Origin of the sequence: Mastigocoleus testarum BC008, assembly GCF_001456025.1 — a bacterium.
Taxonomy (GTDB): Bacteria; Cyanobacteriota; Cyanobacteriia; order Cyanobacteriales; family Nostocaceae; genus Mastigocoleus; species Mastigocoleus testarum.
The window spans coordinates 91,087-104,117 of sequence record NZ_LMTZ01000106.1; the positions used below are offsets into that span (position 1 = coordinate 91,087).

At 37.3% G+C, this 13,031-nt stretch carries 11 protein-coding genes; 4 read left to right on the top strand and 7 right to left on the bottom strand.

The window, feature by feature from the left end; translation table 11 throughout:
• The first annotated feature begins 181 nt into the window (after positions 1-181).
• Positions 182-2,152, top strand: coding sequence for an acetate--CoA ligase (gene acs / locus BC008_RS25420; RefSeq protein WP_027843427.1), 1,971 nt, complete (start codon positions 182-184; stop codon positions 2,150-2,152).
• Positions 2,153-2,525: 373 nt separating this feature from the next.
• Positions 2,526-3,011 (top strand): DUF4365 domain-containing protein, encoded by a 486-nt coding sequence (locus BC008_RS25425; RefSeq protein WP_027843428.1) that lies wholly within the window; start codon positions 2,526-2,528, stop codon positions 3,009-3,011.
• Between the two features lie 94 nt (positions 3,012-3,105).
• On the opposite strand, the gene BC008_RS25430 is transcribed toward BC008_RS25425, so the two are convergent.
• The 4 genes from BC008_RS25430 to BC008_RS25445 form a co-directional block, all read right to left on the bottom strand.
• Entirely contained in the window at positions 3,106-4,047 is a 942-nt protein-coding gene (locus BC008_RS25430; protein ID WP_027843429.1) for a hypothetical protein, read from the bottom strand.
• A gap of 8 nt (positions 4,048-4,055) precedes the next feature.
• On the bottom strand, positions 4,056-4,730 hold the full coding sequence (locus tag BC008_RS25435) for a glutathione S-transferase family protein (protein ID WP_027843430.1): 675 nt from the start codon (positions 4,728-4,730) through the stop codon (positions 4,056-4,058).
• A gap of 143 nt (positions 4,731-4,873) precedes the next feature.
• The gene (locus BC008_RS25440; RefSeq protein WP_027843431.1) at positions 4,874-5,314 is read right to left on the bottom strand and encodes an acyl-CoA thioesterase; all 441 of its coding nucleotides are present in this window, start codon (positions 5,312-5,314) and stop codon (positions 4,874-4,876) included.
• A 107-nt stretch (positions 5,315-5,421) separates the two neighbouring features.
• Entirely contained in the window at positions 5,422-6,015 is a 594-nt protein-coding gene (locus BC008_RS25445) for a TetR/AcrR family transcriptional regulator (protein WP_027843432.1), read from the bottom strand.
• A gap of 392 nt (positions 6,016-6,407) precedes the next feature.
• Between BC008_RS25445 and BC008_RS25450 the strand changes: the two genes are divergently transcribed.
• A complete protein-coding gene (locus BC008_RS25450) occupies positions 6,408-7,376 on the top strand; it encodes an ABC transporter ATP-binding protein (protein WP_027843433.1) in 969 nt (322 codons plus the stop codon).
• An 11-nt stretch (positions 7,377-7,387) separates the two neighbouring features.
• Here BC008_RS25450 and BC008_RS25455 read toward each other — a convergent pair whose 3' ends face one another.
• From BC008_RS25455 to BC008_RS25465, 3 genes are all read right to left on the bottom strand, one after another.
• Positions 7,388-8,665 carry an MFS transporter gene (locus tag BC008_RS25455; RefSeq protein ID WP_058184005.1) on the bottom strand — a complete coding sequence of 426 codons (1,278 nt, stop codon included), beginning with the start codon at positions 8,663-8,665 and terminating at the stop codon, positions 7,388-7,390.
• A gap of 793 nt (positions 8,666-9,458) precedes the next feature.
• Positions 9,459-10,694 (bottom strand): MFS transporter, encoded by a 1,236-nt coding sequence (locus tag BC008_RS25460; RefSeq protein WP_027843435.1) that lies wholly within the window; start codon positions 10,692-10,694, stop codon positions 9,459-9,461.
• A gap of 209 nt (positions 10,695-10,903) precedes the next feature.
• A complete protein-coding gene (locus tag BC008_RS25465; RefSeq protein ID WP_027843436.1) occupies positions 10,904-11,692 on the bottom strand; it encodes a Tab2/Atab2 family RNA-binding protein in 789 nt (262 codons plus the stop codon).
• Positions 11,693-11,907: 215 nt separating this feature from the next.
• Here BC008_RS25465 and BC008_RS25470 point away from each other — a divergent pair, with 215 nt between their 5' ends.
• Complete coding sequence (locus tag BC008_RS25470) at positions 11,908-12,771, top strand: GUN4 domain-containing protein (protein WP_027843437.1); 864 nt, start codon at positions 11,908-11,910, stop codon at positions 12,769-12,771.
• The last annotated feature ends 260 nt before the right edge of the window (positions 12,772-13,031 follow it).

The window sequence follows — 13,031 nt, forward strand, 5'->3', positions numbered from 1 at the left end:
TTATCGCTTTGTATCTTTGTGTGTTGCTTCACTTTGTATTTTGTAAATGGATTGTTATTATGCGCCAAAGATACATAGTTTAAAAATTTCTATGCTTAACAAGAATCTAAATATTTTTTGATTCTGACCAATATCCGTTAAAAATAGTGTTCAGTAACAATAGGGACTAACTATTATCATTATGTCTGAAGCAAACATAGAATCAATTCTTCACGAAAAGCGCATTTTTCCTCCCAGTTCTGAATTTTCTCAAAATGCTCATATTAAAAGCCTCAAAGATTACCAGCAACTCTATGAAAAAGCAAAATCTGACCCCCAAACCTTTTGGGCTGAACTTGCACAACAGGAGTTAGACTGGTTTCAAAAGTGGGATACTGTGTTAGATTGGCAACCACCTTTTGCCAAATGGTTTGTTAATGGCAAGATTAATATTTCTTACAACTGCCTTGACAGACATCTGACAACTTGGCGCAAAAATAAAGCAGCTTTGATTTGGGAAGGCGAACCAGGGGACTCCCGAACTTTAACCTATGCCCAATTACATCGAGAAGTGTGTAAATTTGCTAACGTCCTCAAGCAGTTGGGTGTCAGCAAAGGTGACACAGTCGGTATATATATGCCGATGATTCCCGAAGCAGCCATTGCAATGCTAGCCTGTGCCAGAATCGGCGCGCCACATAGTGTGGTATTTGGTGGTTTTAGTGCCGAAGCTTTGCGGGATAGACTCAACGACGCTCAAGCAAAAGTGGTAATTACCGCTGATGGTGGTTTCCGCAAAGATGCAATAGTTCCCCTTAAGCCTCAAGTTGATAAGGCTTTGGAAAACAATGCAGCCCCGAGCGTAGAAAATGTTTTGGTGGTACAGCGAACGCGTCAACAAGTAAGTATGAAAACCGGACGCGACCATTGGTGGCATAATTTAGAACCTAATGCCTCAGCCAATTGTCCAGCCGAACCGATGGATAGTGAAGATATGTTATTTATTCTTTACACTAGCGGTAGTACTGGTAAACCGAAGGGAGTTGTTCACACTACAGGTGGTTATAATCTCTACACCCATATGACCACCAAATGGATTTTCGATTTGCAAGACACTGATGTATATTGGTGTACTGCGGATGTCGGTTGGATTACTGGTCACAGTTACATTGTTTATGGACCTCTTTCCAACGGCGCAACAACCTTAATGTACGAAGGTGCCCCCCGCAAATCCAATCCGGGTTGCTTTTGGGATGTAGTAGAAAAATATGGTGTAACGGTTTTTTATACTGCACCAACAGCAATTCGTGCTTTTATCAAAATGGGCGACAGTCATCCCAAGTCTCGGAATCTTTCCTCTTTGCGTTTACTGGGAACCGTCGGCGAGCCAATTAATCCAGAAGCTTGGATGTGGTATCACAAAGTCATTGGTGGGGAACGTTGTCCAATAGTCGATACTTGGTGGCAAACTGAAACTGGTGGAGTAATGATTACACCATTACCTGGGGCAATTTCTACTAAACCTGGTTCGGCTACTCGTCCCTTCCCTGGCATTCTTGCAGACATTGTAGACTTAGACGGAAATCCCGTTCCTGAGAATGAAGGTGGTTACTTGATAGTACGTCACCCTTGGCCAGGTATGATGCGCACAGTATATGGTGACCCCGAACGCTTCCGCCGCACCTATTGGGAACATATTGCTCCTAAAGATGGAAATTACCTATATTTTGCTGGTGATGGTGCTCGCAAAGATGAAGATGGTTACTTCTGGGTCATGGGTAGGGTTGATGATGTAATTAATGTATCCGGTCATCGCCTAGGGACTATGGAAGTAGAATCAGCTTTAGTTTCTCATCCCGCAGTTGCAGAAGCTGCTGTTGTTGGCAAGCCAGATGAAATCAAAGGTGAAGATATAGTTGCCTTTGTAACATTGGAAGGCGGACATGATGCTGGTGATGACTTAACTAAAGAACTTAGAAAACATGTTACTGAAGAAATAGGTGCGATCGCTCGTCCTGGAGACATTCGTTTTACTGATGCTTTGCCAAAAACTCGTTCTGGTAAAATCATGAGGCGCTTATTACGCAATCTAGCAGCAGGACAAGAGGTATCTGGTGATACTTCAACATTGGAGGATAGAAGTGTGCTGGATAAGTTGAGAGGAGGTGCTTGAGCTTCCATGCTTTTTGAGCAAAAATAAACGATTTTGAGATTGCTGTTAGCCTAGATAATACAAAAATATTATTTGTTAGTTTGCCCAGACACGATATAATTTCCTCCGGATAAACTTGTGCTAACAGCAATTCTCTAGTTTTGTTTTGGTGCTTATAATACTACCTCTCTAGGAAAAACAATTAATTAACACACCTGTTACAGGTTTGCGTTATAAATTTGGGTATGTGTTTGCACAAGCTTTAAGGATATATACCAAATCTTATCCGAAAATATATTAGTATTTTGGGTAATACATGTTGCTTACCCTATACTTATGGGAAGATATGTCAAACAGTTAAGTAAAATTTAGGATTTGCTTGGGAATATTTTAGATGAAAGATAGATTGGGAGAAAAAGGTGAAGAAATCTTCGTCGCTTTAATGACGGAATCTCACTCTGATAAAGGTGCTATTTTTAAACCAAGATACTTGGATGATAAATTGCCCTACGTTGATTATATTGTGGAGTTGGTAGGGGCAGGACAATCAGCACCTTACTTTTTTGTGCAAGTTAAATCTACAACACAAGGTTGTACAAAAAAACAAAATCGCTTGAAGGTTAAATTTTCCCAAGAGTCTATGCGGGGTATAGCTTCATATCCAGCCCCTACTTACATTATCGGTATTGACGAAAAGGAAAAAACTGGTTATCTGATTTCTGCGAACGGAGAAGAGCTTGGTTCGATGTCCAGTCTTCCAACAATTTTCCCCATCGATATGCAAAACCGGGGGGTTCTTTGGAATGAAGTCAATGATTTTTGGTTTAAGTGCAGTAGAAATAAAATCAAATGGAAATTTGTCGAACCTGAGGATGAGTAGAGGAACTAAGAAGTAAGGAGTAATAAGTAAGAAGTAAGGAGTAATAAGTAAGAAGTATACTTTTTATCCTTACTTGTTTCTCAAGTTTACGCACTCAAATCGCTGTAAAATTGATATCTTCTGCTAGCATCTGCTCGCAAATTTCTTGTCCGTGTTTGTACAACGCAGACAAACCTTCAGGAGTTGCATCTGTAAAATCAACTCCAAACTCTTTGGGGTCCACATCTGGTTTGATAATGTGGATATCAACTCCTCGATAATTTCCAGGAATTTGCTCTAGCTGAAACATATCTCGATATAGAGTACCCGGTTCGTTTGCTATGGCGATTACTTTTTTGTACCCAGCTTCAACCATTTCAATCGCGGGACATAAACAAGTATAAGAAGCATCTATATAGGGTTTTCCATCTATCCAAGCGGGAATGTCCCAGTCATGAAGCATTCGTGAGGTTGCATAAGCAACTTCCTCAAAGTTGTTTGCATTCAATTTAGAAACATCCCTTGGATCTACACCGGAATTATCTATCCTTTCTGTTACAAGATTCTGATTTTGCAATAAAATATCTTTTGACTTGTTACTAAACATCTTCATTTGCAAGTTTTCATCTACCCAACTACGGTCTTTTTTTGCTGCTGATAATAATAAACGTCGTCCTAAACGTCTAAATTTTTCACCTTGAGTTTCTTTCGCAGCTTCGGGAGTAGTAACCGCACTCACAGCAACAAAATAGGCTGGTGTTTCTGGCGCAAATAACTCTTCTTTCGGGGGACTAAAATTATTGATTCCCCCTTTTACTACCTGACTAATTCCCATATCTGGTTGTCCTAGAGCTTGTAAACCTGCGAGCCAATAATCGACCCCTAGTTCGCTAGCTTTCTTTAAAACAGCCCAAGCGGAAGGTATTACAGATGAAGATGCTGCAGCATAAGCATTTGCAAAGATCCCATTAGCTTCCAAAGCACTCAATACACCGTGAGCGAAAGCACCTTTGAAACTACCCGATGCACAAGCTATTGCTAATAATTTATTTGTCATAGATCCGGTTAATTTGTTTTACCTGTTCGACTTAACTCACGCTTCCGCATTTTTGCTAAAATTCGTACTCTACGCTTAAATTCTTGAAAGTCTCGATCACTAAGTTTTGTTTGTTCCCATATAGGGCGTTCCATTAGCCTTTCAAACCACCGATTTAGAGTCGGATAATTACAGAAATCAACTCCTAACTTAGGTAATAAAGAAACATCTGTTCCCAAAACAATATCTGCCAAACTTAATTGTTCCCCACCAAAATAAGGTTTATTTTGCAAGGTATTTACTAGAAAACCCAAGACTTTGTCTATGTGCTCCCTTGCTTGAATAAATTGAGGGGAATCTTCAGCCTCAAAAATTAGAGAAACGACTTTTGCTAGCAATTCATTGGTAGATACCATTTGCACCATTCTTACTGTTGCTATTTCTTGAATATTTGTTGGTAACAGTGCTGGTGTAGGATACTTAAGTTCCAAATATTCCAAAATGGCTATAGATTCTAGTATTCGCAAACCATCATCAATAATTACTGGTACGTGATGAAAAGGGTTAATAGCTAAATAATCTGGTTGTAGATGATCCCCATTTAATTCCACCAAAATAGGTTCAAAGGGAATCTCTTTTTCGAGTAAACCTCGCCATACCCGACGCGACATCGGTGAAAGGGGGTTGTAGTAAAATTTCAACATCGATAATTTCTCCTCAATTTATTCACTTTAATCTTTCCAAGAAATTCAATATTTAATTTTTATAAGGAGTGATATCCGCAGCAGATAATCTATCTCCGACTAAATATTTGCGTTCACCAAACAATAATTCACTTACTCATCGGTTAAGATTGTGAATTTAGTTTAAATTGTGAATATGTTTGTAGTAATTTATCTGGTATTTTTACTGGACGACCATTATCCGTACTAATAAATGTTCCTATCTGGGTTGCAGTCGCCGCAATATTATTATTAGAGATAATTTCAGCTTGGATTGTATATTTTATTCGCCCGAAATTAGCAACCCAAAGTCTACCAATTACTGATTCAAAAAGTTTTATTGGTCGTTTATATTCAATTTCAGTTTTAGAAACTATCGGTACACTTCCGCGAGCAATTTCTGTTTCGAGTGGTAAGTGTTCGTCTAGAAATTTCAAGCGTAAATCTTCCAGCCATTTAATATAAACAATGTTACTGACAATTCCAGCAAAATCTATGTCGTATGTTCGTACCGGGATGGTAATTTCTACCTCTAACGGACGAGATAATTTATCAGTTTCAATCATAAATTAATGCCAATAATACAATCGTCGCTCCAGACAAAAAGACCTTTCGGTCTGTTTTTCGAAACAAAATATCCTCAGGGTAAAAATAGTCAGGGTATGTATTATTTTTATCTTGGAGAGAAACTTTCAATATACTGAGAGAGATGAGTCATGGCTCTCTTAAGATAAATAGGATCGTCATGTAGTTGAGTCATCATTAATCCACCTTCAAAAATAGCAATAGTCACCGTAGCGACTTGCTCAGGGTCAATGTCTGAAGAAATTTCTCCCCTCCTAATTCCTTTTTGCACAACTCTGCGAATCATATCGTACCAAGAGTTCATTGCCTCCTGGGCGCGCTTTCTCAAAGCTGGGTGAGTATGGTCGCTTTCAACAGCAGTATTCAGTAAAGGACAACCCCCCTTTAAAGGTGGTTTGTCTATATAACTCACAAAGACTTGAACAATTCCTTGTAAGCGCTCGATCGCATTACGTTTACTTAACAGTGCAATCCTGTAGCGATAACTAATTAGACTAACAGCATAATCAAAGGCTTGTAGTGCTAATTCATCCTTATTTTGAAAGTGATTGTAAATTCCTCCTTTTTTTAGACCCGTTACTTGCATAATGTCAGACATCGAAGTTCCAGCATACCCCTGTTTGTTAAACAGTTCGGCTGTCTGTTGAAGAATTCTCTCCTTTGTCTCTTGACCTTTAGACATCAGTTTTTTTCGATTACTACTCAGGGAAGAATATTATAATGACCAATAGTGCATTACTTCGATTTTACCTATTATTATTGAAGGTAAGACCAATCGGTCGGAATCATATTAATGAATAAACTGCTCGCAGTCAAGCATATGTGATGTTTTGTTAATATCAAAGATAGCAGTTAAACTTCCAGGAAAGAAACGGTTTGTCGAGTTTTCGCTTCTATTATATGATACGGTCAAAATTTAACCCTAGGATACTTAGGGTTATCATCCTAAATATTCCGTCTGGATACTGTTTTAATTAATCTTTGTAATTAATTAAAACTTATAACCCAAGTATAATTGGGTTACTGATAGCTAAATGCTAATGTGGTGTAGCTGTAGTTACCTGTTACTCAGAGATGAAGTCTGTTGCAGATGCTCCTGATTCGCAATCGAATATTCAAGATAATTTGCCGGTAATTTTAACTTCCGACTTGCGAAAAAGTTATCGCACTGGCTTTTTCTTGAATCAAAAATTTACTTCCCTCAAACATTGTTCTTTAACAGTTTACAAAGGAGAAACCTTTGGGTTGTTAGGACCTAATGGTGCTGGGAAAACAACACTATTAAAACTACTGTTGGGTATTATTCATCCAACTTCCGGGAGGGGGTTATTGCTGGGTAAACCCTTGGGCGATCGCAATATAAAGCAACGTATTGGTTATTTACCAGAAAATCCATACTTATATGAATATCTTACTGGTTGGGAGTTTTTGCAATTAGCAGCAGGGCTGTTTGGACTCTCAAAGCGAGTACAGAAACAAAAAATTCCTCAACTTCTAGACTTGGTGGGTTTATCCCAAGCTGATGCTTGTAAAAAACGTATGCGTCACTACTCTAAGGGTATGCTCCAACGAGTGGGAATGGCACAAGCATTAATTAACGATCCAGAATTAATATTTCTTGACGAACCAATGTCAGGACTCGATCCTGTCGGACGTTATCAAATGCGGGAAATTATTTTACATCTCAAAGCTACTGGAAAAACTATCTTCTTTAATAGTCACGTTTTGAGTGAAGTAGAACAAATTTGCGATCGCATTGCAATCCTGGCAAAAGGTGAATTAATCTGTACTGGTTCTCTAACAGAATTATTAGGAACTCCCCACACCTATCGAGTTAAAGGTCAGGGTGGTGATTGGGAAGTTCTTAAACAGTGGATACCTGATATTGGAGGTTTAGCGGATGGTTCTTGGGAAGGAAAACTAGAAGGTGATGTTTATGACTTTATTGCGAGTCTAAGACTCATGGGAGGATTACTCATTTCTACTGAGTTGCACAGTCTGAGTTTAGAAGAATTCTTTGTGCAAAAGATTCAAGGAAAATAGTATTTACCAGATCACAATAAGCTGTGTTGTCCGCATTTGAACTCTAACTTAATTTGTTTTAGAGCAAAAAAAGCTATTAACACACTTAATCCACCCGTAACCCAAAAGGGGATTAAGTCACTAAAAGTCACTAATAAACCAGATATAGCCGGACCAATAGCATTAGAAAGACTGACGTAGGAAGTATTGAGTCCTAGTATTTCCCCTTGTTCATTTTCGCTACTATTAAGAGATAAAATAGAATCTATCAATGGTATCGGAAAAGAATTCACCACACCAAATATTACAGTAAACATCAAAAAAGGTGTAAGAGTAGGAAACGTAGGAATTAACAAAAGCATTATTCCTCGTATTATCAATGCTAAAAATAAAATATCAACAAGGTTGAACTTCTGACGCAGCGGGTCGAGGATAAAAATTTGTGATCCGAGTCCCAACATTCCGATTACAGCAAATACGATCGCTAAGGTTTTAGAAGTCTGCTCGAGAATATTTAGAGTAAAAATTCGGAATGCAAAGGTAAAAGTAGTAAAAATTACACCATTTAAAAAAGTGAGGATAAAAATATCTGTAAATTTAGGTCTAGGTGCAAACTGAAGAATTTTAATGAAACCAAAATCACTCCATTTAAATCGAAAATTTTCAGTTGTTACCCGAGGTGCAGTTTCAGGAAGAAAAACTAATATTAATAAAGTTGCAATGGAAGCGACAATTGCTGCAACTAAAAAACTCATTCCTAATGAAGATATCCCCATAAAAGTGGGAATTTTTCCTGCGAGGTAACTTATGATTGGTCCAGCGACAAACCCCAAACGAAATATAGCATCAAAAATCCCGAATGCTTGAGCGCGCTGCTTTTTTGTCGTGATGTCGCTGACAATAGCTCTTGCAATAGAATTATTTCCACCTGTTAGCCCATCGATGATACGAGCCAGATATAATAACGACACAATGGGACTAAAAGCGGCAACAATATTAGCTACTATAGTTCCGATTAAACTTAAAATTAATAACGGTTTTCTTCCCAAACGGTCTGAAATTCTTCCTAAAACTGGTGTTGCAAAAAATTGAGAAATTGCATAAGCTGTGCTTAATAAACTTGCCTGAAAATCACTTAAACCAAAGTATTTTGCATAGGGATAAAGTAGAGGAATAATAATCGTAAAGCCAAGAGAGTTAATAAAGGCAATTAGAGTTACTAACCAAAATTCTATAGGAAAGTCAAATTCTTCCTTAACAAATTTTGATTTAATTTCTGTCTGTATTTTTTGTACGCTCGTGGTTATCATATATTTTTTGATTTAATATCTATAAATCGAGCGGAAATAAGGTACAAGGAAATTAGTTTTATTTCGAAAACCTGCACAACTGATATATTTTTCTTGCGAGGGATATGATACAAACGAGTTAATTTGAATATATAAATAAGGTTCTTAGTGTCACATATCACCAGTATATTGTGACAATTGTGTAAGTCATAATTTAGTATGGTGTAAATTTGTGATGCTAACTGTTTGATGACTAATTTTATATTTTTCAGTATGTGAATACCGTTTGATAAATTTAATTATAAAATTAGGATTTAAATTACTTGATTTTTTTCACTTATCAAGAAGATGAATTTTTAATACATTATTTTTTAATAAAATAGAGATAAGATGATATTAATCGACTGTTCAAAATCATATATATTGCTTAAAAGATTCCAATATTTACACAGGGTATGTTATTTCTATTCATATACAAACAATTGTATAAAATCGATATTTTTAAAGTCTATATGTATAAAGAAAGAATAATTTTTTCAAAAATAGTCAAAAGGAATAAAGTCTAAATTCCCTTTACTATTTCTAAAGTTGACCGACTACGTCGGAAGGAAGAGGAAAGAAATGAGAAGGAAGAAGTGTAATAAATTTATCAGGACTTACGCACGGACAAGGAAATTAAAGTCATTGCGACGTAAGGAAGCAATCCCAAACCCCTGAAAATTGGTAACAAGTGCGTAAGTCCTGTTTATATGTAGATTAATCCTTCTTCCTCCGTACTCCTTCCTTAACTATCGATAATAGAAAAATCTAAGTGTTATTGATCGCTGACACTACACTTAAATTGAAACTTGAGTTGCAAAGCAAATAAAGCCGTACATACAGTCAAAACCCCTGTAATCCAAAAAGGAGCCAAATAACCGAGTGTAACTAGTAATCCAGAAATCGCTGGTCCCAAAGCATTGGAAAGACTAAGATAAGAAACGTTAGTTCCTAGTACTTCACCCTGCTCTTTTTGAGTGCTATTGAGGGACAAAATAGACTCGATTAAAGGCATAGGGAAAGCAGTAATTAAACTGAAAATCGCAATAATGATAAAAAAGGCTGTAATGTTGGGGAATGTGGGAATTAATAAAAATGTGATTCCTCGCACGAGCAACGCTGTAAAAAGAATATCAATCAGATTGAATCTTTTTCGTAATGGATCTAGAGCAAAAACTTGAGAGATGAATCCTATTACTCCAACTAAAACAAATATAATTGTTAGAACTTTTACGTCTTGTTCTAGTACTTCTAACAAAAAAGGTTGAAATGCAAAGGTAAAAATTGTAAAGGTAGTACCGCTAAGAAAGGTTAAAATAAACAACTTGCCCAACTTAGGTCGAGCTACAGATCGAGCAACTTTGAGCAAACCGAAATCGCTCCAACTCAAGTAGAATTCTTGCTTTTCCGAGCGAGGTAATGTTTCCGGTAGAAAAAAAGCAGTTAACACCGTTGCAAATAAAGCCATACTTGCTCCTAGCAAAAAACTTAAACCCAGTGAAGATATACCTTCCGGTGTTGGTAGTTGAAGAGCAAGATAACTGAGTGCTGGACCAATAACAAGTCCAAGACTAAACACAGAACCAAAAATACCAAAAGCTTTAGTACGTTGCTCTGCATTGGTAATGTCACTGATTACTGCACTAGCTATAGAGTTATTTCCACCGGTAAATCCATCAAGTATACGAGCAGTAAATAGTAGCCAAGCAAAAGGTGCTACAGCTGCAATAATATTTGCTGCGACTGTACCTAATAAACTTATTATCAGTAAAGGTTTTCTCCCCAAGCGATCTGAAAGTCTACCCAAAATTGGCGTACCAATAAACTGAGATACAGAAAAAGCTGTAAGTAACAAACTTGCTTGAAAATCACTCAAATCAAACTGTTTCGCGTAGGGGTACAGTAGTGGATAAACTATGGTAAAACTGACGGAATTAATAAAACCAACTAGCGCCACAATCCAATATGTAGTTGGTAAGTCAAACAGCCCCTTAATATTCTTAAAATTCATCTACTTTTGCTTGGATTTAACCGCATGTAGAGTTTTTAACTACACCCTTCAAATTAAGCATAACCTTAATAACTGGTCATTACAATTCTTCACAAAGTAGACTTTACTAGTAGTAAGCTATCCCACGGTTAGAAGCCGGGGGCTTTCAGTAGCCCTTCATCCCAGATAGTGAAAATCGAACTAAAAAATTGTTTTTAAAGTGATTTTCTCTACTTTTCATCTCTCAACAACCAAAAACCGCTATAAGTCATTCCCGAATCATCAGGTTGTATCAATAAAAAGTGCAATCCTTTACTTTCTTGCTTGCGCTGTTGATAATTTTGTGCTGCTGCTGCAACTTCTTTGTCTTCAAAAGTCACAACAACCCATCGATCTATTAAACCTGCTTCCAAAACAAAACCATCTGGTGCACCAGCAATGTAATTTATCTCTACCGGACGAACTTCTTGAAACCATCTTGCTAAACGCATCGATTGTCTGCCACCATAAATAACAATTCCGGGAATTTTTACAGTTGAAGCCAAACCCAAATTAATTGGCAGGCAATAATCTGGCATATCTAAAATTGGAATTGGGCGATCGCCAAAGATATCAACAATATCACCCGCAGGTAATGTCGCTAAACGCCATTCTTGACCCCAAAGATTTTCTGGTAAAGGCATTGGAGGGGGCTTATCCAAAGCTATCGGATACTGTTTTTCTTGCAACCATTCTTTTAAAGCTGTGGTGCGACGAGTCGGTTCAACCTTAATTCCCAAATTATTTCCAGCTTGCTCAATTAAACTTAAAGACTGGGGACGAAATACTTGAATTACATCCGGTTTTTCCCCTACTTGTTGGAATTGGGAAGCAAGCCAAGTAGAATTCGCTTGTGATTGGGGACAACTAGCCTCATATTTAAAATCGAGTTTGGGGTCACAAATCAATAAATCCCAGAATACCTCAGTTGATGCATCTTGCTGGGGACTTCGATAAAAATCAGCTTGCCAGATTTTCATAGGGCTTTTTCGTTCAAAATTCCGTTGTACTGTTAAAAGCAAATTTGACTAAAAGCAAATTTGACAATCCCATTTCTTCAGATTTAAGTCAAATTTCCCAATAAAATTTACCGAAAACCCACGTATGGGTTTGTAGACAGAAAATATAAGCTTATATTTTTGATTTCTCATAAACTTTCCAAGCTAATAATCCCACATAAGGTCAGGAGTTAAACATGGCTCAGTGTCCCATTTGCCAAACAGAATCCCTCAGTGAACTGGCAGATTACTGTTCCATTTGTGGGTGGTATGTAAAAAAATATTCTTCATCTGAAAAGATCTCAGAAGAATCTTTCCAGCGAGAACTATCAAGAACAATTTGGGCGCGCGAATGGTGGAGAAGGTCGCAAGATAACTTGTCAAAACTGGAATCAAAGCTAGAACGAGCGACTCAAGAGCAAAACAACTTAAAAATTGAATTAGAACAATTAAAGCAAGAGCGATCGCAATTGTTAAATCAACTATCTGAATTTCACAGCCAGTATTTTGATGTAGAAACAGAAGGAGAAAGGTTCAGAGTACTTCCTAAATCTCAAGAATCTCACTCGCAAGAAAGTACTCCAACAATTGTGACATTTGATTATGGACGCTTGCAAAATTTACTAGCTAATAAAATGTGGCGTGAAGCGGATCTGGAAACAGCTAATATTTTATTGACATTGTCAAATAGAACAGCAGAAGGTTGGTTGCGAACGGTTGACGCAGAAAATTTATTTGCTTCTGATTTGCAAGATATTGATGAACTGTGGAAGAGATACACTAACGGACATTTTGGATTTAGTACTCAACAACAGGTTTGGAATAAAATATCAGGAAATATAGATGCTAAATACGAAACTTGGTGTCAGTTCGGTAATTCTGTTGGATGGTACCAACAAGGTACTTGGAAAGCATACGAGCAACTTGACTTCAACTTAAATGCACCTTCTGGTCATCTTCCTGCTGCTTACTGCGAATTGGGATTAGGTAGTGAGAGACTTTATTATTGGTGGTGGTTAATACCAACTATTCTTTTTTCTTACTTTAAAGAAATTGTTTGATACTGAATTATTTTAGCCCAAAAAACCCGAAGATAGCAGCCGATAATACTACCTCGGCTGAGGAAGATTGGGGATGTTTAGCGTCTACGAAAAAAACCAAATATGCCTACAATATTTCATTGATGTATTTATTCAATGCCTTTTCTTTAATCATCATTAAAAGATATAAAGCTGACAATAAAGGTTATATAGCAATCGCCAGCTTAGTTAGGACGTAAGGTAAGATAGATCGAGAAGTGATTAGTCTGGACAATTCCAAT